The sequence below is a fragment of the Glutamicibacter nicotianae genome (genome assembly GCF_016907615.1).
GTDB classification, from domain to species: Bacteria; Actinomycetota; Actinomycetes; order Actinomycetales; family Micrococcaceae; genus Glutamicibacter; species Glutamicibacter nicotianae.
On sequence record NZ_JAFBCH010000001.1, the window covers coordinates 1,932,788 to 1,954,050 of the forward strand.

The window sequence follows — 21,263 nt, forward strand, 5'->3', positions numbered from 1 at the left end:
GGGAAGCTCGGCTGGAGAGTTCAAGCTGTCCGTCGATGAAGTTGATACTCGCGCCATGTCAGTACAACGATGAATGCGTCCAAAACTGTGAGCCCGATGAGTCCCCAGCTGAAGCTGATAAACAGCTCGTAGATCTGGTACACGATGAATGCAATCAGGAATCCAATGAGCCACGGATAAGCCCACAATTGCTTTCTCAGCACTGCCCACACCAGCACCACCTTTACTATCCCATGGAGTATCAGGTAAGCCGCTGCAAAGAGTGTTGCAGAAACATCTAGGCGTTCAGCCAAACTGACCAGAAAGCGGGCGATGAAATCCTGCGGATCTTTGGAAAGTTCGTGGTGAGTCACTGCACTTACGAACACAATGATCTGAGATGGCCCGGCAAAGAGAAATATGGTGCCAGCCACGAGTTCCGAAACGCCCGTGATGCCCTTGAGGATCAGACCCACGTAAAAAGTTCGGTCAAGCAATCTGCGGCGTTTGCCTTGTCCTGGTGCTGATTCCGGATGGTTCATGGCCCGCTGTGCTTTCTTCATTGTTTGACAAGCATTAACGATGATCTGAGCTTACTTCTCAAAGTGCGACGAATCGCTATGGAGTATCTGAGAGCTGGCATGCTGCCAATTCGATTCCACGTGGCGAGCGATGTTCATTTGCAATCAGTTTTCGTTCCTGAATGTCGTAGCGAGATCAGGCGCTGATCGAAGCCACGAGGACAGTGAGCCGTCGCTTCGCCTAATTGATCAACGAAAGACAGTGGGCACTCGCGTCATTCGCACGCCTGAGCGAGTACAGTTGAATGCTTGAATCGCTGGCAACTGGCACCACGGTCGGCGAAAACCTGCAATTCTGCCGAAAATCTTGTGACCCTTGACACGAAATTGCAGTGAAAATGCTGAAACCTCCTACTCAAGGCCGAATATTCCGCGAATTTACGGGCGTTTCGACGACTTCGGGGCAGCTGGTGGCCGATTGGAATTCACGCGAAAGCGGTGGTAGAGTTTTACTTCGTTGCCAGCGATAACAACGCGAACAACAGACAACCTGCGCGGGTGGCGGAATAGGTAGACGCGCCAGCTTGAGGTGCTGGTCCTCGAATAGAGGGTAGGGGTTCAAGTCCCCTTTCGCGCACAGGTAAATCCCCGGTTGACTTTGGTCAACCGGGGATTTTTCACATCTGCCAGAAATCTTGGCCCGCTGGGGACGGATTCAATGAGCCGCGGCTCCCTGCGCCATCGCGATGCCATCCGGGGACTTTGCTTCCTGTGCCGCGCTGATTCCGGCGCGGCGTCGGAAGAAGCTTCCACCGCCCAGGCTGGTACCGCTGGCGTAGCCGCCGGCGCAGACCCCCGAAGTGTAGCGTCCCGCCGCGAACAAGCCCGGGATCGTTGCGCCCGAAACATGCAGTACCTGTGGGTTGGTATCGGTCTTCAGTCCGCCCAGGGTGAATCCTCCGGTTCGGCCACGCAGGTCGATCGCCGCCAGCGCACCGCGCAGTGGGTTGACCCACTTGGGGTTCTTGCCCAGCAGGGGATCGGTGCCCTCGGCCGCGAAGCGGTTGTACTGCTCGATGGTGGCCTGGAGGCTGCCTGCAGGCAGTCCCATCTCGGCTGCCAATCCGGCGGCGGTGACGGCAACCTAGGTTGGCTGCATCAGCAGTTCCGGGCTGGAGGTTTCGCTGGCCCAGCCTTCTTCGAATGCAGTCTCGTCGATGACCAGGAACGCTTGGTTTTCCTGGTGGAACAGCGTCGCCTGGCCGAGCCGGCCCGGGTAGGTGTCCTCGTTGATGTAGCGCTGGCCGCGGCCGTTGACCAGGATGCCGCGCACCAGCAGCTGCGGATCGCAGAAGAATGCGACCTCGGTGGCGTCCGTATGGGCGGTGGCAGCGCCAATTGACTGGCCCATCTGGATGGCACGCCCGTCGTGCGCCTCGATGGATGCAGCCAGGCGGCCCAGGAAGCGCGGTTCGTTGGCGCGGACCATGTCCTCATTGAAGGCGAAACTGCCCATGGCCAGGAGCTCGCCGAGGCGGGCCTTGACGTAGACGTCTTCGCCGTAGCGCTTGGCTCCGATGCCAACCACTCATCCATCCGCCTCGACGACCAGTGACTGGACGCGCAGGTCGAATTCGGCGCGCACGCCCAGGGGTTGCTCGGTCTCGACCAGCGGTTTCATGAGCATGTAGCTGCCGCCCTGCTCGCCGGTCTTCTTACTGGACATCTTCGGAACGTGCCCGCGCGGAGCCGGAGAATCGAGGCGCTGAACGGGGCTGTATTTTCGCCGCCGGAGTGCAATCGCCCGTCATCATGGGGAGGTTCCCAGCCAGGCTGCCCCCAGAAGGATTCCTTGAAGACGACGCCCGCGTCGACCGGCCAGTTGTAATGATCCACGCTGCCCTCGCACTAGGCATCGACCTTCGCCTCGTCGGTCCCCGGGCGGAGAGCGGCCTTCATGAATGCCTTCATGTTCTCCACCGTGTCCTCGAAACCCAGCGCCCGTTGAAGGGGAGTGCCTCCTCCGAGGTAGATGAAGCCGCCGGCCATGGACGCGGCGCCGCCCCAGCCTCCGGAACGTTCGAGCACCAGCACCTCGGCTCCGGCGCGTGCAGCCTCGATGGCGGTGCTCACCCCGGCGATGCCTAGCCGGCAACCACCACACCGGCCTCGTAATCCCAGTTGCTGATGCTGCTGGCTGGAATGTTGAACGAGGTGCTTTCGGACATGTGCGGGCATCCTCTCGAAATGGACCAAAAGTATCCAGAAGATTAACTGTCCACTGCCGATTCACTGCGAACCAGTCGCACTGGATGGAACCGTCGTGTCTTGAGCCCAGCTACCCTCGGGTACCGCTGAGCCGGCGCAGGCTCTCGGCATCCAGCACCTGGTTGAAGACCGGTCCCTGCGGTTCCAGCACCCGGCCGGCTGCCAAGCTGGACAGCTGCACCGGGGAGAAACCCAATGCCTTGGTGAGTTCCGAAACCATCTGGGCATCCTGCGCGTTATCCGCGGCGACGCCCAGTGCACGTTGCGCAGATTGCTTAGTTGCCCGATCCGCATCCATATCCCAATGGCTGATGTGATTCAGTGCCTTGACTACGCGCGAGCTCTTGAAGCGGGCCGCGATGCCCTCGGAACTGGACAGGCCGGCATCCAGCGAGGCTTCCAGCCACTCGGGAAGCGGCTCTTCTTCCCAACGGTTGGTCGCATCCACCAGCAGGGTGCCAGCCAAGGAGGAGACATCGATGTCGCCGAGTTCTTCCTGCGGCACCATGAGAACCACCAAATCGACATCCTCGGCGATCTCCTCGGCCAGCACGCCGGTGGCCCGGGATGCATACTGCGCCAAGTGGTATTTCATCATCCGCGGCGGCCGCGAGCCCGCGATGCGTACCTCAATGCCGGCAGCTGCCGCTGCCCGGGCCAATGCCGTGCCAGCTCGTCCTGCGCCCAGGATTCCAATCCGCTTGATGCTCATAGCTCCAGCCTAGACGCGAAGGCCGTGGTGGCATGCAATTTATTGCATGCCACCACGGCCTTCAACTTAGCGGAAGCTTGTCAGCTCCAAAGCGGAGCAAGGGACTTGATCAGCTGCTGCAAGCCCAAGATGATGAACAGCACCGCGGTAATCGCCAGCGCCGTATTGGTGTGCCAGCGGTTCGCCCATGCCTTCGGGATGCGCTTGCCGTTGAGCAGGCCCAAGAGGGTGACTGCCAGGAACGGCATGAACAGTGCGCCCAGGACGCCGTAGGCCAGGATCAGGGCGATCGGCTTGTCCAGCAGGAACAGCACCATTGGCGGGAAGGTCAGCCACAGGACGTAGAACTTGAAGTACTTGCCACCGGTCATGGTGTCCGGGTGGTTTGCAGGCTTCTTGCGCATGTGGCCCCAGAAGTCAGCGAACATCAGCGAAACGCCGTTCCACACGCCGATGATCGACGAGAAGGAAGCGGCCCAGAAGCCTACCAGGAAGCCGTTGCCGACAACATCGCCGTACTCGGCCTTCAGCACATCGCCCAGTTCCAGCAGTCCCTTGTCGCCACCGGAAATGGTGACGCCAGCGGCGCGAACAACTTCTGCGCCGACGACCAGCATCGCGAGCACGAAAATGCCGGTCATGACGTAGGCCATGGTGTTGTCGATGCGCATGACACGCATCCACTTAGGGGTGTACCAGCCCTTTTCGCGCAGCCAGTAGCCGTAGGCGGCCAAGGTGATGGTGCCGCCGACGCCGCCGGCCAAAGCCAGGGTGTAGACCACGCCGCCCTGTGGAATCATCGGGATCAGGCCCTTGAGCATCTCCGGAATGTTCGGCACAGCGATGAACGCCAAGCCCACCACGGTCACGAACATGATGCCCACCAGCACGGCGGTGATCTTCTCGAAGAAGTTGTACTTGCCGAACCAGACCATCACGAAACCCAGCAGGCCCATGATCACTGCCCAGATCTTCAGGTCCACTGCAGGCATCAACGCCGCCAGCGGCAACGCGGCAGAGCTCATCGCGGTAGCGCCGTAGACGAAGCCCCAGATGATGATGTAGGGACCGAAGTACCAGGTGGTCCACTTGCCCAGGGTGCTCCAGCCCTCGAAGATGGTCTTTCCGGTGGCCAAGGTGTAGCGGCCGGCGCCTTCAACCAGAACAATCTTCAGGATCACGCCGACAATCACCGCCCACAGCAGGGCATAGCCATACTGGCTGCCTGCTACCAGGGTGGCAACCATGTCGGCCGCGCCCACGCCGGTCGCCGCAACGACCAAGCCAGGGCCGATGACTTTCCAGCGCGGTGGGCCGCCAGCGTCCAGGTCGGCGCGTTGCGCCTCGATGTTTTCACTCATTTAATTTCCTTTGCCGCAATGCGATGCCGCCGCGGCATCGCATCTACGGTGATGCGGACCACGGGGGTGTGAGATCGTATTCAATCTTGGTTGTGATCTTTCTTACTGGCAAACTCGCGGTCAACTACTAACACTTTCTTAAGTTTGAGGGTGACGTGAGAAACACTGCGTGCCCGAATTGCTAGAATTGACCAGTTACCTGCGGGCTTCGCGCCCGGATCTGATCACCGAGGATGATGCCGTGCAGCTGTTGATCGTCGAAGACGACGAGGCCGTCGCCCGCGCCCTGATTGATGCGGTGCGTGCGGCAGGCCACCAGGCAGAGCATGTCGGCCGCGGTGCCGACGCCCTGTTGAAGCATCGCAACGCGCAGATGATCCTGCTGGATCTGGGCCTGCCGGATATGGACGGGCTTGAAGTCCTGCGCAAGCTGCGTCAAGTTAGCGACGTTCCCGTCGTCATCCTCTCGGCTCGCAATGACGAGCGCAGCGTGGTCCGGGGGCTGCGCCAGGGCGCGGACGATTTCCTGGTCAAGCCCATCGGCCTGGCAGTTCTCCTTGCCCGCATTGACGCAGTGGCACGGCGGGCGAAGGTGCTCGCCGACGACAATGACGGCGTGCTCATCGCCGGCGGGCTGCGCGTGGATACTGGCAAGCACGAAGCGGTACTCGACGGGCGGTCGCTGCATTTGACCGCTAAGGAATTCGACTTGCTGGCGTTGCTGTCCCAGCACGCCGGATCGGTAGTCACCCGGGAGCAGATCCTTGACCACCTCTGGGGCGACGCATTCATTGCGGTTTCTCGTTCCTTGGATGTCCACCTCACCGGCTTGCGTTCCAAGCTCGCTGCCCCGGGGATGATTGTGAACGTCCGCGGGGTCGGCTACCGGTTGGAAACGCCGAACCCGTGAGGCTGCGCGTACTGGGAATTTTGGGCACGCTGCTGCTGGCGATCGTCGCGATCACCAGCGCGATGCTGCTGCAGAGCGTGAGCCGGGATGCCACCGCGGATCTGCAGCTGAACCGGATTTCGGCATTGAACCGTTTCGTCCAGCTCGCCACCCATGCCGACCTGAACAGCGACATGTCGCTGCTCCAGCTGGAGATGGATACCTATAGCGATTTGTACGGCGAAGGCCTGCTGATCAACCTTGGCCAGCGGCAATTGGTCTCGGGGAGCATCGACCCGCAGGACCCCGAGGTGGCGCAGGCCGTGCGCAATGCCGAACTGAACCTCGGGCTCCTCCAGCTTCCGCCCATCGATCTCTTCTCCGATGCCACTGCATTGCTTTCGCAGCCTTTCGGCAATTCCGCCCAGGTGCTCGGCTCGGTCACCATGCAAGTGAACCTGGAAACTGCACGCACAAAGGTGCTGGAAAAGTCCAGCGTGCTCTGGCTCATGGTCATGTCCCTTGGTGCCGGACTGCTGCTCCTGGCCGACCGCCTCACCTCTTGGGTGCTTCGCCCGGTGCACCGGCTCAACGATGCGGTCAATGACATTGCGCAGCACCAGGTGCCGGTGCATCTGGAAGAGCAAGGACCGCCAGAGCTGCGCCAGCTGTCCCGGTCGCTAAGCAATATGGCCCGGACCATGGCCGAGAGCCTTGAACAGCAGCAAGAGCTCATCGCCGAGACATCCCATCAGCTGCGCAACCCGGTAGCAGCTTTGAGGCTTCGCGTGGATCTGCTGAAGATGCGCCTGGGCGAGCAGGCGGATCCCGCTGGAGTGCGCGCCGTGGAAAGCGAACTGGATCGGGTGGAGACCTTGCTGGATGGCGTCACGCGCTTGGCCAGCGCCGAGCATAGGCTGACCGAGCAGAAAGCCGGGGACGCACTGCCCGACGCAGCTGTGCGCGGCCAGCAAATCGACGTCGGGCAGATGCTTGCCGAAGAAGTCGAACGGCAATCCGAAGCTGCCCGGCTGCTGGGCAGCCAGCTGGTACTCGATGCCAGTGCCACCTCGGAACCGGAAGCCATCGCGTGGTGCAACGGCTTTGATCTGCAGCAGATGCTCGCAGAGCTCGTGGAGAACGCCTTCAAATACGCACCCGGCAGCAGGATCGTACTGGGCCTTGGGCTCCACCAGCGAACTGCCGAGATCCAGATACAAGACCACGGTCCCGGCATGAGCGCCGCTGAACTGGAGAACGCCGCAGATCGCTTCTGGCGCGCAGAACAGGTGCGGCACCGCCCGGGAACCGGCCTGGGATTGGCCATCGTCGATCGCCTGGCACGCGCCAATGCCGGTGGGCTCACGCTGGAATCGGCTCCGGGCCAGGGGCTGAAAGCGACCATCAGCCTTCCGCGGCACACCGAGGAAACCGAGGTCAACGATGAATCCTGAGCCATTGCCATCGCGGCGGAATCTGCTCAAATACCTGCTTGCGCTCCCGGTGGCTGCCACGATCCCGGCCTTGGGTTCTTGCACTTCGAGGGCAAGTGCAGGCCGATTGGATATCGCTTCAGGGGAAGATGGGGGAATGTACTTCCAATTTGCCTCCTTGCTCTCCAAGGTGTTGGTGGCCAACGGGGTCTCCGAGCAGTCCAGCGCCTTGAACACCCAAGCTAGCGCCCAGAACCTGGCGATGCTCGCAGGCAATGAGGCCGAGCTGGCTCTGGCGCTGGCCGATACCGTGGAACAGTACCGGAAGGACTATGCTTCGAAAGCCCCGCCGCTGGCCCTGGGCCGCGTCTACCAGAACTACTTCCATTGCATCCTCCGTCCTGGAACCGGCATTGAATCGCTGCATGATCTGGCAGGACGCACCATCGGAACCGGCGCTCCGGAATCCGGTACGTGGGTTACCGGCCAGCGGATCCTTGAAGCGGCGAAGCTCAAGAACAGCGCGAATGCGCCCACGGAGCTGCAGTACGGGTACGCGGCAGGGCTGGACGCGCTGAGCCGCGGAAGCATTGACGCGCTCTTCCTCTTCGGTGGCCTGCCGGTGATGCCGCTGAGCGAACTCGCGTCCAGCATGGATCTGGAACTGCTCGACGTGTCGGGGGTCCTGCCGCAGTTGCGTGAGCGGTACCCGGACCTGTACGACGCGGTTGTCATCCCGGAGGGAACCTACCACGGCGTCAAGTCCGTCCAGACAATCGGGGTTGGCAACTTGTTGATGGCGCGCGCGGATATGGCTGATGACCTGGCCGGAGCCATCGTCAAGCTCCTGGTCGACCACGCTGACCAGCTGGTCCCGGCCTCCAGCGCCGGCATCCAATTCCTGAGCACTGAAACCTTGATCAGCACCGGTGGCCTGCCGTTGCACCCGGGTGCGCGCACCGCCTACCGGGAACTGCACGGATAAGCTTCGGGCACGCCGATACGAGACGGCCGGGGGCTTGGCCGACTAGTGTGTATGGCAGAGCACTGCTACGAGAGGATCAATTGCGATGCCCACTGCCGACGCCATTGCACGCATGGAAAATGAAGCCGTCGAGATTTGCCGGAAACTGATCCAGATCGACACGACGAACTACGGTGGCAACAAGGGGGCAGGCGAGCTGGAGGCCGCCGAATATGTTGCCGGTTTGCTCCAGGAAGTTGGCCTGGAGGCGAAGATCTACGAGTCTGCTCCCGGGCGGGCCAATGTGCTAACGCGTATTCCGGGTGCTGACCCGGCGCTGCCGGCCCTGGTGGTGCACGGCCATTTGGATGTCGTGCCGGCCATCGCCGAAGACTGGAGCGTGGATCCCTTCGGGGCGGAGATCATCGACTCGATGATCTGGGGACGCGGTGCGGTAGACATGAAGAACATGGACGCAATGATCATCGCCGCCATCCGCCATCTGCAGCGCGAAAAGATCACCCAACGGCGCGACCTGGTCATCGCCTTCTTTGCCGATGAGGAAGCCGGCGGGGACTATGGTGCAGGCTGGATGGTGCAGAACCATCCAGAGCTCTTTGCCGGCGCCACCGAGGCGATCAGCGAAGTCGGCGGGTTCTCGGTCGAGATCAACGGCCGCCGCGCCTACATGCTGCAGACCGCGGAAAAGGGCATCGCCTGGCTGAAGCTGAGCGCCCAGGGCATGGCAGGCCACGGTTCGCAGCTGAACACCGATAATGCGGTCACCCGTCTGGCAGGAGCCGTGCATCGCATCGGCGAGCATCAGTGGCCGCTGTCCTACACCAAGACCACGCGGGCCTTGCTTGAACAGGTGGCCGAGCTGTCCGGGCTGGACTTCGATGAAGCAGATCCTGCACCGCTGCTCTCGGCCATGGGCAACGTCTCGAGGTTCGTCGGCGCGACCTTGCAGAATACCGCGAACCCCTCCGCATTGGACGCCGGCTACAAGCACAACGTCATTCCCGGCCATGCCGAAGCGCTGATCGACTGCCGCACCCTGCCCGAGCAGCACGAAGCCACCGTGCAGACCCTGCGCGAATTGGCCGGGGAGCACGTCGAGCTGTCCATGGTGCATGAGCAGGATTCCCTTGAGGTGCCGTTCGCCGGTGCGCTGGTGGATTCGATGATCGAATCGCTCTTGGCCGAGGACCCGGACGCGGTGGTCCTGCCCTATATGCTCTCCGGCGGCACCGATAACAAATGGCTGGCCAAGCTGGGCATCACCGGCTACGGATTCGCGCCGCTGCAGCTTCCCGCCGAACTGGACTTCACCGGAATGTTCCACGGCGTCGATGAACGAGTGCCGGTGGACTCCGTCAAATTCGGCGTCCGCGTCCTGCACAAGCTCTTGCAGGACTACTAGAACTCTCCTCCACCCACCGAGCACAAGAGAAACCGGGAGCAGAATCATTGTCCATCGAATCAGTACTGACCAACGAGCTGCTTGAACGCTTCCGTGGCCGGGCAGCCGGCTATGACGAGGCCAACGCGTTCGCCATCGACGACTTCAACGAGCTGGTGGAAATCGGCTACCTCAAGGCACTGGTGCCGGCGGATCGCGGGGGACTGGGGTGGAGTTTCGACACCCTGGCGCTAGCCCAGCGCCGCCTCGCCACGGCCGCACCGGGTACGGCGCTGGCGATCAACATGCACCAGGTCTGGGCAGGCGTCGCCTATCTTCTGCAGGCCCGGGGGGACCGGCGCCTGGACATGGTTGCCGATTGGGTCGCCGAGGGCGAGGTGATGGCCTTCGGGATTTCGGAACCAGGCAACGATGCGGTGCTCTTCGATTCCAAGACCAGTGCGGCCACCGCTGCCGATGGTTCGGTGGCATTCACCGGCGTGAAGATCTTCACCTCGCTTTCCCCGGCGTTCACCCGTCTGGGGGTGTTCGGCAAGGATCAGGACTCCGGGGAGCTGGTCCACGGCTTCGTCGCCCGCGGCGAAGGCGTGCAGCCGATGGACGACTGGAACACCCTGGGCATGCGGGCCAGCCAGTCGCACACCACGAAGCTGGAGGATGCGGTGGCTCCCAGCGATTGGGTGCATAGCCGGCTGCCGGTCGGCCCGAACGCGGACCCGCTGATCTTCGGCATCTTCGCCTCCTTCCTCACCCTGACCGCGAGCGTCTACGTGGGCATCGCCGATCGTGCGGTGACCCTGGCGCAGGAGGCTCTGAAGGATCGAGTGCACCAGGACGGGACCAAGTATTCGCAGGATGTCCACGCCCGCGGCCTGCTGGCGGAGGCGGCCATGCGCCTGCTGTCCCTGGATGCCTTGCAGCGCTCGGTGGCCGGAGACTTGGAAGCGAAGGCTGACCACCAGGGTGCCTGGTTCCCGAAGCTGGTGACGCTGCGGACCATCGCGGGGGACACCGCGCGGGAGAACGTCCAGGTTGCCGGCCGGCTGCTTGGTGGCGGCGGGTATTTCCGCGGCTCGGAATTCGAGCGGCTCTACCGCGACGTGCAAGCCAGCTGGTACCACCCGTCCAATGCGGCCTCGGCTGCCAATACGGTGGCCTCTTGGCTGGTCGGCCCGCTCGACAGCTAGGGCGAGGCCCGGCGCCGCCTGCCTAGTGGCGGTTCAGGTAGCCAGCGTGCTGCGAATGCGCATCACGCGCCGGCGCAGCCAATACTTGTAGGCGCCGCCCTCGTAGCGGCAGGTGCGCATCAGCTCCCATTTGCCGTTATCCGCATGCTCGCGCAGGGCTGCCCGGGCTACATGCTTCGGCTCGCCGGGGAAGGAGGTGATGACCAGGTATTCGAAGCGCTGGTCATCGGGATGATGCAGCGGCGGCTTAATTCTTTCTTCGAGCATCCTGCCCCCTATCTAAAGAACGCCATGCGTTGTAGCCTCATGCTATGAGTACTGATCCGAGTTTTGCACTGCAAGCATTTATTGCCCGCCTGGAGCAGCATCTGGCAATTGTGTCGCAGAGCCGCGGTGCCGCCGAGGCTTCCGTCGACGACGCCTTTGGCGCGTTGGCCGATGCCTTCGAAGACTATGAGGACGCCCTCTACGAACAGTATTCCGAGCTTTTGCCCTTCACCATACCCTCGGATGATGCGTGAGTACGACCACGGGGTGAATTTTTCGCATTACGTGTTTCTGAGTCCGGATACTCGCAATCCGTGAAGTAATGTCGAGGGGTGAATTGGTTTGAAGCAGCTTTCCTAGGATTGATCCAGGGCCTAACCGAGTTCCTCCCGATCTCGTCCTCCGCCCACTTGCGCATCGTTGGCGAACTTTTGCCTAACGCCCAAGACCCCGGGGCGGCTTTTACCGCCATTACCCAGCTGGGTACCGAAACCGCGGTGCTCGTCTTCTTCTGGCGTGACATCGTGCGCATCATCGGTGCGTGGTGCAAGGCCTTGGCCGGCAAGATCCCGCATTCGGATCCGGATGCCAAGATGGGCTGGCTGATCATCGTCGGCTCCCTGCCCATCGCGATCCTGGGCCTGCTGCTGGAAGACTACATCGATACGAACTTCCGTTCGCTGTGGATCGTGGCGACAACCCTGGTGGTCTTCGGCCTGATCCTGGCCATTGCCGACTACTACGGCAAGCAGCAGCGCACCTTGGAGAAGCTGACCGTCAAGCACGGCATCTTCTACGGCTTCGCGCAGGCCATGGCCCTGATTCCGGGCGTCTCGCGCTCCGGCGGCACCATCACCGCCGGCCTGCTCATGGGCTACACCCGCGAGGCGGCGGCCCGCTACTCGTTCCTGCTGGCCATCCCTGCGGTATTCGCCTCGGGCCTGTACAAGCTGGCCAAGTCCTTCGATGAGCCGGGGGTCTACACCCTGGCGCAGACCGGTGTCGCCACCGTCGTCGCCTTCATCGTCGGCTTCCTGATCGTGGGCTGGTTCCTGAAGTTCGTTTCCACCCACTCCTACCGCTTCTTCGTCTGGTACCGCATCCTGCTGGGCCTGGCGTTGTTCGTCGCTCTCGGATTGGGCTGGATGGCCGCCTGATTCTTGCCCTGAAAGATGTCCGTGGACTGCTTCACGGACATGTTGCAGTTAATGGGAATAAACCTTGTCCTGCTTCACTTGGACTTAAAGGAAGAAATACGTCGCATCTGCGAAAGGATGTTCATAAGTGCACGCGTGGAAAAACCCTGAGGTACCTCAGGTGGCTGGTTCAGCACCGACACTGGAACTTTTCAACACCGCCACCGGTACCCAGCAGGCCACTGCGCCAGCGGACGAGGCTCTTGCACCGGCAAGCATGTACGTCTGCGGAATTACCCCGTATGACGCTACCCATATGGGCCACGCCGCCACATATGTCACCTTCGACCTGGTGCAGCGCGCCTGGCTCGATGCCGGGCGAACCGTGGCCTACACCCAGAACATCACCGACGTGGACGATCCGCTGCTTGAGCGTGCAACGGCCACGGGCGTCGACTGGCGCGAACTGGCCGAGTCGCAGATCCAGCTCTTCCGCGACGACATGGAAGCGCTGAATGTCATCCCGCCGCAGAACTACATCGGCGCCGTGGAATCTATCGGCTGGCTGGTGCCCGTGGTCGAGCAGCTGCTCGACGCGGACCTGGCCTACCGCGTGCCGGCCGGTGCCGATGGGGTGGAAGGCGACGTGTACTTCGACACCATGGCCGCGCAGAACGATGCCTGGAAGCTGGGTTCGGTCTCCAACTACGACCGCGAGACGATGCTCGGCTTCTTCGCCGAACGCGGAGGCGACCCGGACCGCGCAGGAAAGCGCGACGCGCTGGACCCGCTATTGTGGCGTGCCGCGCGCGAGGGCGAGCCCTGGTGGGATGGCGGCAAGCTCGGTGTCGGGCGCCCCGGCTGGCATATCGAATGCTCGGTGATTGCCCGCAAGACCCTGCCGGCCCCATTCACCGTGCAGGGCGGCGGCTCTGACCTGATCTTCCCGCACCACGAATTCTCCGCAGCCCACGCGGCCGCCGGCGATAATGCCGAACTCGCGCAGGCCTACGTGCACACCGGCATGGTGGGCCTGGACGGCGAGAAGATGAGCAAGTCCCTGGGCAACCTGGTGCTGGTCTCCAAGCTGCGCGCCGCCGGCGTCGAGCCGGTGGCGATCCGCGCCGTGCTGCTCTCCCAGCACTACCGCAGCGACTGGTTCTGGACCGACGAGCTGCTGGCCACCGCGCAGCGGCGCGTGGCGGCCTGGCGCGAGGCGCTGGCCAGCGCCAGCCTCGAGGATTCGGCCAGCGTGATGGCCCAGATCCGCAAGCACCTGGCCAATGACCTTGATGCGCCCTCCGCGCTGAATGCCATCGACCGGTGGGCCGCGCAGCCTGCCAGCTCGAATGGCGAGGGCGCCAACGCCTTGCGCGACGGCATCGACGCGCTGCTCGGGCTCAAGCTCTAGCACGCTGCTTCGCACGCAACCCGGGGTCCGCCTCAGATATCGTAGTCGGACCCCGGGCCGTCCGTGCGGTACTTTCCGCGGCGGCGCAGGTAGCGCTCGAACTCCCGGGCAATGGATTCGCCGCTGGCCTCGGGGAGTTCGCTGGTGTCGGTGGCCTGCTCCAGCTGCTCGACATACTTGGCGACATCCGGATCCGCTGCCGCCAGCTCGTCCACCCCATGCTTCCAGGCCAGCGCATCCTCGCGCAGCTTCTGGTCGCGCACGGACACCGGGAGGATCTCCTCCAGCAGCTCGATGATGGCCAGCTGGACCCGCGGGCTGGGGGATTGGGCGACATAGTGGGAGAGCTGCGCCCAGAGCGACAGGCTCGGGATCCCGTAGCGTTCGAATTCGACGCCGAGCACCGAGGGGATTCCGGTGGGCCCCTCATAGCTGGAGGCGCTGATCTTCAGATGCTCCTGCAAGCGCGCATCGTCGCTGGCCAGCGAGGTCGGCACCGGGCGGGTATGCGGCACGTCGGCCAGCAGCGCCCCCACGCTCAGCACCGCATGGGCATTGTGCGCCTGCGCCACCTTGATGATCCGGGAGCAGAACGCCTGCCACTTGAACGTCGGCTCGACCCCGAGGACCACCAGCAGGTCGGCGGCCGCCTGCGGCAGCGCGATCTTGAACAGCTCGGTGCGCGGCCATTCCACCACGCGTCCACTCTCGGTGCGCCGGGTCTTGGGCCTGGTGAACTGGTAGTCGTAGAAGTCGTCCTCGCCCACCGTGGCCAGATGCTCGTACTCGTGGGATTCGAGCAGCAGGCGCACGGCATCCGTCGCCGCCGAGCCGGCGTCGTTCCAACCCTCGAAGGCGGCCAGGGCAATGGTGGGGCGAATCTCATGCTGGGTCTTGGCGATATAGCTGTCCAGCGTCGGGGCGTGGTATTCCTCGTTCATTGACGACTCCTTGGCAGCACTCGATGTACCCGGCGTGGCTCGCCGAGGCGGCTTAGCCCCACTCTTCCATCTAGAATGGACTCATGCCAAGCACCAGTTTTGACTTTGCCGCCGGAACCAAGCCCGCAACCCCGCAAGCCGTGTTGTGGGATATGGACGGCACGCTGATCGACACCGAGCCCTATTGGCTGGCTGCCGAAGCCGAGCTGGTGGCCTCCCATGGCGGAACCTGGAGCCATGAGCAGGGCCTGGCCCTGGTTGGCAACGCGTTGCCCGATGGCGCCCGCGCCCTGCAGCTGGCCGGGGTGCAGCTGGAAATCCGCGAGATCATCGACTGGCTCTCGGCCCGGGTGGTTGCCGGCATCCGCCGCGAAATCCCCTGGCGCCCTGGAGCGCGCGAGCTGCTGGCCGCCTGCAATCAGGCAGGGATCCCGCAGGCCTTGGTGACCATGTCCGAGCGCAGCATCGTCGACGAGCTGATGCTCGCCATCCCCGAAGGCACCTTCCAGGCCAGCGTGACCGGCGAAGAGGTGGCCCACGGCAAGCCGCACCCCGAGCCCTACCTGCGCGGTCTGCGGCTGCTGGGCGAAGCCACCGGCCAGCAGCTGTCCGCCTCCCAGTGCATCGGCTTCGAGGATTCGGTGCCGGGCATCGCCTCGGCGTCCGAGGCCGGGCTGCATGCGGTGCTGGTTCCCAACGCCACCGACCCCGGCGAGGGCAAGTGGCGCCGGATCGACTCCTTGGCTTCCGTGGATGTGGCCGCAATGTCCCGCTGGCTGGTGCAGGTCAGCGCGTGAGCGATACCCAGGAAAAGTCCCCCGGAGTCAAGCTGGGCCGCATCGGCGGCGTCCCGGTCTACCTCTCCAGCTCGTGGTTCATCATCACCGCGGTGATCACCTTCAGCGTGGGCATCCAGCTGGCGCGCGGCGGCATGATCCCGCCGCTGAGCGCCTACCTGATGGGCCTGGCCTGCGCCGTGGCCATCGCCGTGGCGGTGCTGGTCCACGAGGTAGCCCACGCGATGACCGCGCGCGCCTTCAAATGGCCCGATGCGCACATTGTGCTGACCCTGATGGGCGGGCACACCCAGTTCGGCTCCTTCAAGGCCAAGCCCGGCGCGTCGCTCTGGGTGGCGCTCTCCGGGCCGCTGTCCAACTTCGTGCTGGCCGGATTGGGCTGGCTGGTGATCCAGAACGCCACCCTGGGCGTGTACCCGAACCTGCTGCTTGACTTCTTCGTCTATGCCAACCTGCTGCTCGGCGCGTTCAACGCCCTGCCCGGGCTTCCGCTCGATGGTGGGCGGCTGGTCGAGTCCATCGTCTGGAAGGCCACCGGGTCCCAGTTCAAGGGCACCATCGCCTCGTCCTGGGTGGGCCGGGCGATCGCCGTGGGCCTGATCGGCTACTTCGTCATCTATCCGCTCATTCGCGGCGAGCAGCCGCAGATCATCACCGTGGTGGTCGGCATCATGGTGGCGATGTTCATGTGGCAGGCGACCACGCAGCTGATCGCGCACTCCAAGATGATGCTGAACCTGCCCACGGTGATCGCTACCGACCTGATGCGCCCGGCTTCGGCCATGGTCTCGCACGCCAGCGTTGCCGATGTGCTGGTGCGCCAGGGGGCACGCGGGGGAGAGATCATCCTGGTCGACCCGAAGGGAATGCCGGTCGGGGTCATCGACGCGCAGGCACTGTCCCGGGTGGATCGGAGCCAGGCGGCGCAGGTTCCCGCGCTGGCAGTGTCCCGCGCGCTGGGCCAAGGCGCGATCGTCGCCGAGGATTCGGACGGGCGCGCGCTGATCGACTACCTGGCCAGCGTGGAGAGCGCCGAATACGCGGTGATCAGCTCCACCGGGAACGTGGTGGGCCTGCTGCACCAGCGGCAGATCGTCAACGCCGTCACCGGACGCCGCAAGTAGACTTCTATACAGACTGAAAGCACCAAGAAAAGGATCACATCAGTGAGCGAAGCCATCAGCCAGGCCCCCCACGGAGCGGCAGCCCGCCGCGGCCCCTTCCGGGTCGGGGACCGCGTGCAGCTGACCGACGAGAAGCGCCGGATCAACACCATCACCCTGCAGCGCGGTGGCGAATTCCATACGCACAAGGGCGTGCTGCCGCACGAGGACATCATCGGGTTGCCCGAGGGCTCGGTCATCGAGAATGCCGACGGCTTCCGCTACCAGGCCCTGCGCCCGCTGGCCAAGGACTTCGTGCTCTCCATGCCGCGCGGAGCTACCGTGGTCTACCCGAAGGACGCGGCGCAGATAGTGCAGTTCGGCGACATCTTCCCCGGCGCCCGCGTGGTCGAGGCAGGCGTCGGCTCCGGCGCGCTGTCCATCTCGCTGCTGCGCGCGGTGGGCGACGAGGGCTTCCTGCACTCCTTCGAGCGCCGCGAGGAATTCGCCGAGATCGCCCGCGGCAACGTCTCCACCGTCTTCGGCGGAGACCACCCGTCCTGGCAGATCTCCATCGGCGACTTCCAGGACAAGGTTGTCGAGCTCGAAGAGCCAGGCAGCATCGACCGCGTGGTGCTGGACATGCTCAGCCCCTGGGAATGCCTTGACGCGGTAGCCACCGTGCTGGCGCCGGGCGGGGTGTGGACCAACTACGTCTCCTCAGTGACCCAGATGTCCCGGGTGGTCGAAGCGATTCGCGCCTCCGGCCAGTTCACCGAGCCCGAATGCTTCGAAACTCTGGTGCGCGGCTGGCACGTCGACGGCCTGGCGGTGCGCCCGGACCACCGCATGGTCGCGCATACCGCCTTCCTGATCACCTGCCGCCGGCTGGCCGACTCGGCTGACGGCATCCCGAAGGCCAAGCGGATCAAGGAGCACTCCTACTCGGACGAGGACCTCAGCGCCTGGACCCGCGATCACGCTGAGGACGAATGGACGGCAGAAGCCCTGGGCGAGCGCGGCCTGTCGGACAAGAAGCTGCGCCGTGCCGCGCGCGACGCCAACCAGTCGGTGCGCGTGCGCGCAGCTGAGGAAAACGCCGAAGGCGCCGGCGGCGCCTGAGCAGCATCCGCATGCTGAGACGCAACGTCTCATTATGCGGATTTAGGCCCCGGGTGTTCTGCACTCGGGGCCTTCAGTTCCTAGGATGGAAGCAAGCCGGTGCCCCATGCACTGGAAAAACTTCATCAGGCTCCCAGAACGGGCCCGGATGGCGTTGGATGTTGGAGGTTGGAACGTGAACGATAATCGCGAAGCAGAACAATTGGCCGAGCGGCTGCAGATGACCGAACGCCAGGTCAACGTGCTGCGCGACAAGAACCGCAACCTCGACAAGCAGCTGGCAGGCATCAGCGGGAACAACAAGCGGCTGGTCGCCTTGCTGGAAACCACGCGCGAGCAGATCATCAACCTGAAGGCCGCGCTGGAAAAAGACGGCGACACCCCCTTCAGCCACGGCACCATCGTGGCCAAGCACCCGCGAAAGCACCCCGAACCGGGCCTGGGCATCGAATCCACCGGCGCGCAGGCGGCCGACGTGATCTACTCCGGGCGCAAGATGCGCGTGGCGGTCAGCCCGCTGCTGGACTTCGAGAAGCTGGTCATCGGCCAGCAGGTGCTGCTCAACGAGGCACTGGTGATCGTTGCAGCCCTGGGCTTCGAGGAAACCGGGGAACTGGTCACGGTCAAGGAACTGCTGGAAAACCACCACGCGGTGGTCATGGCCCGGGCCGATGACCAGCGCGTGATCGAGCTGGCCGGACCGCTGCGCGAGATGCACCTGCGCGTCGGCGACCAGCTGTCCATCGATTCCCGCTCGGGCATGGCGGTCTCCCGCGTCCAGCTCACCGACATGCAATCCCTGGTGCTCGAAGAAGTGCCGGACATCGCCTACTCGGATATCGGCGGGCTGAACTCGCAGATCGAAGCCATCAAGGACTCGGTGGAACTGCCCTTCACCCATCCGGAACTGTACCGCGAGCACGGGCTGAGCGCACCCAAGGGGATTCTGCTCTACGGCCCTCCGGGCTGCGGCAAGACGCTGATCGCCAAGGCCGTGGCCCACTCGCTGGCCCAGCGGGTCGCCGAGCGCAAGGAAGGCACCAGCAACCGCAGCTACTTCCTGAACATCAAGGGCCCGGAGCTGCTGGACAAGTACGTGGGCGAAACCGAACGCCACATCCGGCTGATCTTCGCCCGCGCCCGCGAGAAGGCGCTGCACGGCGATCCGGTCGTGGTGTTCTTCGACGAGATGGAAGCGCTGTTCCGCACCCGCGGCACCGGCGTCTCCTCGGACGTGGAAACCACCATCGTGCCGCAGCTGCTGGCCGAAATCGATGGCGTGGAGCGGCTGGACAACGTGATCGTCATCGGCGCCTCGAACCGCGAGGACATGATCGACCCGGCGATCCTGCGGCCCGGACGCCTGGATGTCAAGATCAAGATCCGCCGTCCCGACGCCGAGGGCGCCGCGGAAATCTTCAGCAAGTACCTGACCACGCAGCTGCCGCTGCACGCCGATGAGCTCGCGGCCGATGCCGGCGATGCCTCCGCCACCATTGCCCGGATGATCCGCGAGGCGGTGAAGGCCATGTACTCCACCGAACGGATCAACGAATTCCTCGAAGTCACCTATGTCACCGGCGATACCGAGGTGCTGTATTTCAAGGACTTCGCCTCCGGCGCGGTCATCCACAACATCGTGGACCGCGCCAAGAAGCACGCCATCAAGGCGCTGATCACGGACAACGAACGCGGCCTGAAAACCGAGTACCTGCTGCGCGCGGTCCGCGAGGAATTCGCCGAGCACGAAGACATGCCCAACACCACCAACCCCGATGACTGGGCGCGGATTTCCGGGCGCAAGGGCGAGCGGATCAGCAACATCCGTTCCCTGGTCAACCAGCAGGCCGGCAAATGAGCGCCCGCCGGCTAGTCGGCCTGGAAACCGAATACGGGATCATCCGCCCGAACATGCCCAAGGCCAACGCGACGGTGCTCTCGGCGCAGATCGTTGACGCCTACGCGCAACTCGTGGCCGAGCAGGACTCGGCGGCCAAGGCCGCGCGCTGGGACTATTCCGACGAATCCCCGCTGGCCGATGCGCGCGGCTTCGCTATGGACCGCGCGCAGGCGCACCCGAGCCAGCTGACCGACGTGGAACCGGGGCTGGAGGACGAGGGCATCTGGACCGCCGAGTCCATTGCGCTCGACGGCAATGACGCGCATGTGGGATCCACGCTCTACCAGGAGAAGGACTCCACAGATGTAGTGATGAATATGGTGCTGGGCAACGGCGCACGCCTATACGTGGACCATGCCCACCCGGAATACTCCAGCCCGGAAACGATGAGCCCGCGCGACGCGGTGCTCTGGGACCAGGCCGGCGATGAGGTGATGCGCCGCGCCGCCCAGGCCGCCGCGCGCCTGGGCAGCGGGGAACTGCTGCTCTACAAGAACAACACCGACAACAAGTCGGTCTCCTACGGTTCTCATGAGAACTACCTGATGCCGCGCGGCATCGAGTTCTCCGCCATTGCCAGCGGGCTCACCCCGTTCTTCGCCAGCCGCCAGATCTTCTGCGGTGCCGGGCGGGTAGGCCAGGGCATGCTCAACGAACGGGCCGCCTTCCAGATCTCCCAGCGCGCCGACTTCTTCGAAGCCGAAGTGGGGCTCGAAACCACGATCAACCGCCCGATCATCAACACCCGCGATGAACCGCACGCGAACTGGGACAAGTACCGGCGGCTGCACGTGATCATCGGGGATGCGAACCTCGGACAGATCTCCACCCTGCTGCGCGTGGGCACCACCAACCTGGTGCTCTCGCTGATCGAAGCGGGCATGGCCCCGCAGCTGGAACTGGCCGAGCCGGTCCTGGCATTGCAGCAGATCAGCCACGATCCGACGCTGAAGGCCAAGGTGGGATTGCGCGGCGGGGTGCAGCTGACCGCCATCGAGATCCAGCGCCATTACCTGCACGCGGCGGAAAACTACTGCGCGGCACGGGGGATTGCGGATCCGGATACCACCGAGATCCTCACCCGTTGGGCGCAGATGCTGGATCTGCTCGAGCGCGACCCGATGGACGCTGCCGATCAGATCGACTGGATCGCCAAATACCAGCTGGTCAACGGGTTCGCCCAGCGCCACGGAGTGGAGCTGTCGGATCCGCGCGTGGCGATGCTCGATCTGCAATGGGCGGATCTGCGCACAAACAAGGGGCTGTACTACCGGCTGGCCGAACGCGGAGCCATCCAGACGCTGTTCAGCCAGCAGGAGATCAACCAGGCGGTCAGCGCGCCGCCCGAGAATACCCGCGCCTACCTGCGCGGCATGACCCTGCAGCGCTATGCGCCGTATGTAGTCGCGGCGAACTGGGATGCTCTGTCCTTCGCCGTGCCCGGGGCGCGCAAGATCAGCCGCTTCCACATGCCCGAGCCGCTGGCCGGAACCCGGGCGCAGGTGGGCGAGCTGTTCGAGGCCGAGTTGGAGATTGCGGAATTTATCGACGAATTGGCGCGGCACCGCTAATCGGCGCAGAATAGGTATGAGTCCCGGTGCGTAATTCCGGGATTCGCGACTACGTCAGGAGAAAACGATGACCCAGGAAAGCTTCTCGTCCCGCCGCAACACCCATGACCAGCAGGCCGAAGCCGAGCAGGTCCAGGTGAACACCACCGGCCAGTCCGCCGGCGTGGACGACCTGCTGGACGAGATCGACTCGGTGTTGGAATCCAACGCCGAGGAGTTCGTGCGCGGATTCGTACAAAAGGGCGGCCAGTAAGCCCGCACGGGCTTTCGGCTTTGGA

Annotated in this window: 23 protein-coding genes and 1 tRNA gene; 15 read left to right on the forward strand and 9 right to left on the reverse strand. The window is 63.8% G+C overall.

Translation table 11 applies throughout. The features are described from left to right. Positions 1-20: 20 nt before the first annotated feature. Positions 21-542 (reverse strand): DUF2127 domain-containing protein, encoded by a 522-nt coding sequence (locus tag JOE62_RS09260; RefSeq protein ID WP_204722070.1) that lies wholly within the window; start codon positions 540-542, stop codon positions 21-23. 510 nt (positions 543-1,052) lie between these two features. Here JOE62_RS09260 and JOE62_RS09265 point away from each other — a divergent pair. Next, positions 1,053-1,137 (forward strand) — tRNA-Leu (locus JOE62_RS09265). A 78-nt stretch (positions 1,138-1,215) separates the two neighbouring features. Here JOE62_RS09265 and JOE62_RS16280 read toward each other — a convergent pair. From JOE62_RS16280 to JOE62_RS09280, 6 genes are all read right to left on the reverse strand, one after another. Continuing rightward, positions 1,216-1,611 carry an FAD-binding protein gene (locus tag JOE62_RS16280; RefSeq protein WP_239543305.1) on the reverse strand — a complete coding sequence of 132 codons (396 nt, stop codon included), beginning with the start codon at positions 1,609-1,611 and terminating at the stop codon, positions 1,216-1,218. Between the two features lie 33 nt (positions 1,612-1,644). Further along, positions 1,645-2,088, reverse strand: coding sequence for a hypothetical protein (locus JOE62_RS16285; RefSeq protein ID WP_239543307.1), 444 nt, complete (start codon positions 2,086-2,088; stop codon positions 1,645-1,647). Beyond that, the gene (locus JOE62_RS16290; protein WP_239543309.1) at positions 2,089-2,226 is read right to left on the reverse strand and encodes a hypothetical protein; all 138 of its coding nucleotides are present in this window, start codon (positions 2,224-2,226) and stop codon (positions 2,089-2,091) included. 182 nt (positions 2,227-2,408) lie between these two features. Further along, positions 2,409-2,633 carry an FAD-binding protein gene (locus JOE62_RS16295; RefSeq protein WP_338085775.1) on the reverse strand — a complete coding sequence of 75 codons (225 nt, stop codon included), beginning with the start codon at positions 2,631-2,633 and terminating at the stop codon, positions 2,409-2,411. Positions 2,634-2,838: 205 nt separating this feature from the next. After that, positions 2,839-3,480 (reverse strand): NADPH-dependent F420 reductase, encoded by a 642-nt coding sequence (locus JOE62_RS09275; RefSeq protein ID WP_204722072.1) that lies wholly within the window; start codon positions 3,478-3,480, stop codon positions 2,839-2,841. 80 nt (positions 3,481-3,560) lie between these two features. Then, entirely contained in the window at positions 3,561-4,841 is a 1,281-nt protein-coding gene (locus JOE62_RS09280) for an Nramp family divalent metal transporter (protein WP_204722074.1), read from the reverse strand. 241 nt (positions 4,842-5,082) lie between these two features. Here JOE62_RS09280 and JOE62_RS09285 point away from each other — a divergent pair, with 241 nt between their 5' ends. The 5 genes from JOE62_RS09285 (at position 5,083) to JOE62_RS09305 (ending at position 10,737) form a co-directional block, all read left to right on the forward strand. Beyond that, positions 5,083-5,751 carry a winged helix-turn-helix domain-containing protein gene (locus tag JOE62_RS09285; RefSeq protein ID WP_204723270.1) on the forward strand — a complete coding sequence of 223 codons (669 nt, stop codon included), beginning with the start codon at positions 5,083-5,085 and terminating at the stop codon, positions 5,749-5,751. After that, a complete protein-coding gene (locus JOE62_RS09290; RefSeq protein ID WP_204722076.1) occupies positions 5,748-7,184 on the forward strand; it encodes an ATP-binding protein in 1,437 nt (478 codons plus the stop codon). Before JOE62_RS09285 ends, JOE62_RS09290 begins: the two co-directional genes overlap by 4 nt. After that, positions 7,174-8,148 (forward strand): TAXI family TRAP transporter solute-binding subunit, encoded by a 975-nt coding sequence (locus JOE62_RS09295; protein WP_204722078.1) that lies wholly within the window; start codon positions 7,174-7,176, stop codon positions 8,146-8,148. Before JOE62_RS09290 ends, JOE62_RS09295 begins: the two co-directional genes overlap by 11 nt. Positions 8,149-8,233: 85 nt before the next feature. Then, the gene (locus JOE62_RS09300) at positions 8,234-9,550 is read left to right on the forward strand and encodes a M20/M25/M40 family metallo-hydrolase (RefSeq protein ID WP_204722080.1); all 1,317 of its coding nucleotides are present in this window, start codon (positions 8,234-8,236) and stop codon (positions 9,548-9,550) included. Positions 9,551-9,597: 47 nt separating this feature from the next. After that, positions 9,598-10,737 carry an acyl-CoA dehydrogenase family protein gene (locus tag JOE62_RS09305; RefSeq protein ID WP_204722082.1) on the forward strand — a complete coding sequence of 380 codons (1,140 nt, stop codon included), beginning with the start codon at positions 9,598-9,600 and terminating at the stop codon, positions 10,735-10,737. Between the two features lie 33 nt (positions 10,738-10,770). On the opposite strand, the gene JOE62_RS09310 is transcribed toward JOE62_RS09305, so the two are convergent. Further along, entirely contained in the window at positions 10,771-11,004 is a 234-nt protein-coding gene (locus JOE62_RS09310; RefSeq protein WP_204722084.1) for a DUF5703 family protein, read from the reverse strand. A 44-nt stretch (positions 11,005-11,048) separates the two neighbouring features. On the opposite strand from JOE62_RS09310, the gene JOE62_RS09315 reads away from it, so the two are divergent. The 3 genes from JOE62_RS09315 to mshC all read left to right on the forward strand — a co-directional run bounded on the left by JOE62_RS09315 (position 11,049) and on the right by mshC (position 13,551). Then, entirely contained in the window at positions 11,049-11,258 is a 210-nt protein-coding gene (locus JOE62_RS09315; protein WP_204722086.1) for a hypothetical protein, read from the forward strand. Between the two features lie 78 nt (positions 11,259-11,336). Continuing rightward, a complete protein-coding gene (locus JOE62_RS09320) occupies positions 11,337-12,161 on the forward strand; it encodes an undecaprenyl-diphosphate phosphatase (RefSeq protein WP_204722088.1) in 825 nt (274 codons plus the stop codon). A gap of 127 nt (positions 12,162-12,288) precedes the next feature. Continuing rightward, positions 12,289-13,551 (forward strand): cysteine--1-D-myo-inosityl 2-amino-2-deoxy-alpha-D-glucopyranoside ligase, encoded by a 1,263-nt coding sequence (gene mshC, locus JOE62_RS09325; RefSeq protein ID WP_204722090.1) that lies wholly within the window; start codon positions 12,289-12,291, stop codon positions 13,549-13,551. Positions 13,552-13,583: 32 nt separating this feature from the next. Here the strand turns inward: mshC and JOE62_RS09330 are convergent, their stop codons facing one another. Continuing rightward, a complete protein-coding gene (locus JOE62_RS09330) occupies positions 13,584-14,492 on the reverse strand; it encodes a proteasome assembly chaperone family protein (protein WP_204722092.1) in 909 nt (302 codons plus the stop codon). An 83-nt stretch (positions 14,493-14,575) separates the two neighbouring features. On the opposite strand from JOE62_RS09330, the gene JOE62_RS09335 reads away from it, so the two are divergent. The 6 genes from JOE62_RS09335 to JOE62_RS09360 all read left to right on the forward strand — a co-directional run bounded on the left by JOE62_RS09335 (position 14,576) and on the right by JOE62_RS09360 (position 21,238). Next, complete coding sequence (locus JOE62_RS09335; RefSeq protein WP_204722094.1) at positions 14,576-15,289, forward strand: HAD family hydrolase; 714 nt, start codon at positions 14,576-14,578, stop codon at positions 15,287-15,289. Beyond that, the gene (locus JOE62_RS09340; RefSeq protein ID WP_204722096.1) at positions 15,286-16,413 is read left to right on the forward strand and encodes a site-2 protease family protein; all 1,128 of its coding nucleotides are present in this window, start codon (positions 15,286-15,288) and stop codon (positions 16,411-16,413) included. The genes JOE62_RS09335 and JOE62_RS09340 overlap by 4 nt, the downstream gene beginning before the upstream one ends. 42 nt (positions 16,414-16,455) lie before the next feature. Further along, positions 16,456-17,514 (forward strand): tRNA (adenine-N1)-methyltransferase, encoded by a 1,059-nt coding sequence (locus tag JOE62_RS09345; RefSeq protein WP_204722098.1) that lies wholly within the window; start codon positions 16,456-16,458, stop codon positions 17,512-17,514. 148 nt (positions 17,515-17,662) lie between these two features. Beyond that, on the forward strand, positions 17,663-19,372 hold the full coding sequence (gene arc, locus JOE62_RS09350; protein ID WP_369826762.1) for a proteasome ATPase: 1,710 nt from the start codon (positions 17,663-17,665) through the stop codon (positions 19,370-19,372). Beyond that, a complete protein-coding gene (gene dop / locus JOE62_RS09355; protein WP_204722100.1) occupies positions 19,369-20,985 on the forward strand; it encodes a depupylase/deamidase Dop in 1,617 nt (538 codons plus the stop codon). Before arc ends, dop begins: the two co-directional genes overlap by 4 nt. 67 nt (positions 20,986-21,052) lie before the next feature. Continuing rightward, on the forward strand, positions 21,053-21,238 hold the full coding sequence (locus JOE62_RS09360) for a ubiquitin-like protein Pup (protein ID WP_038991046.1): 186 nt from the start codon (positions 21,053-21,055) through the stop codon (positions 21,236-21,238). Positions 21,239-21,263 lie beyond the last annotated feature (25 nt).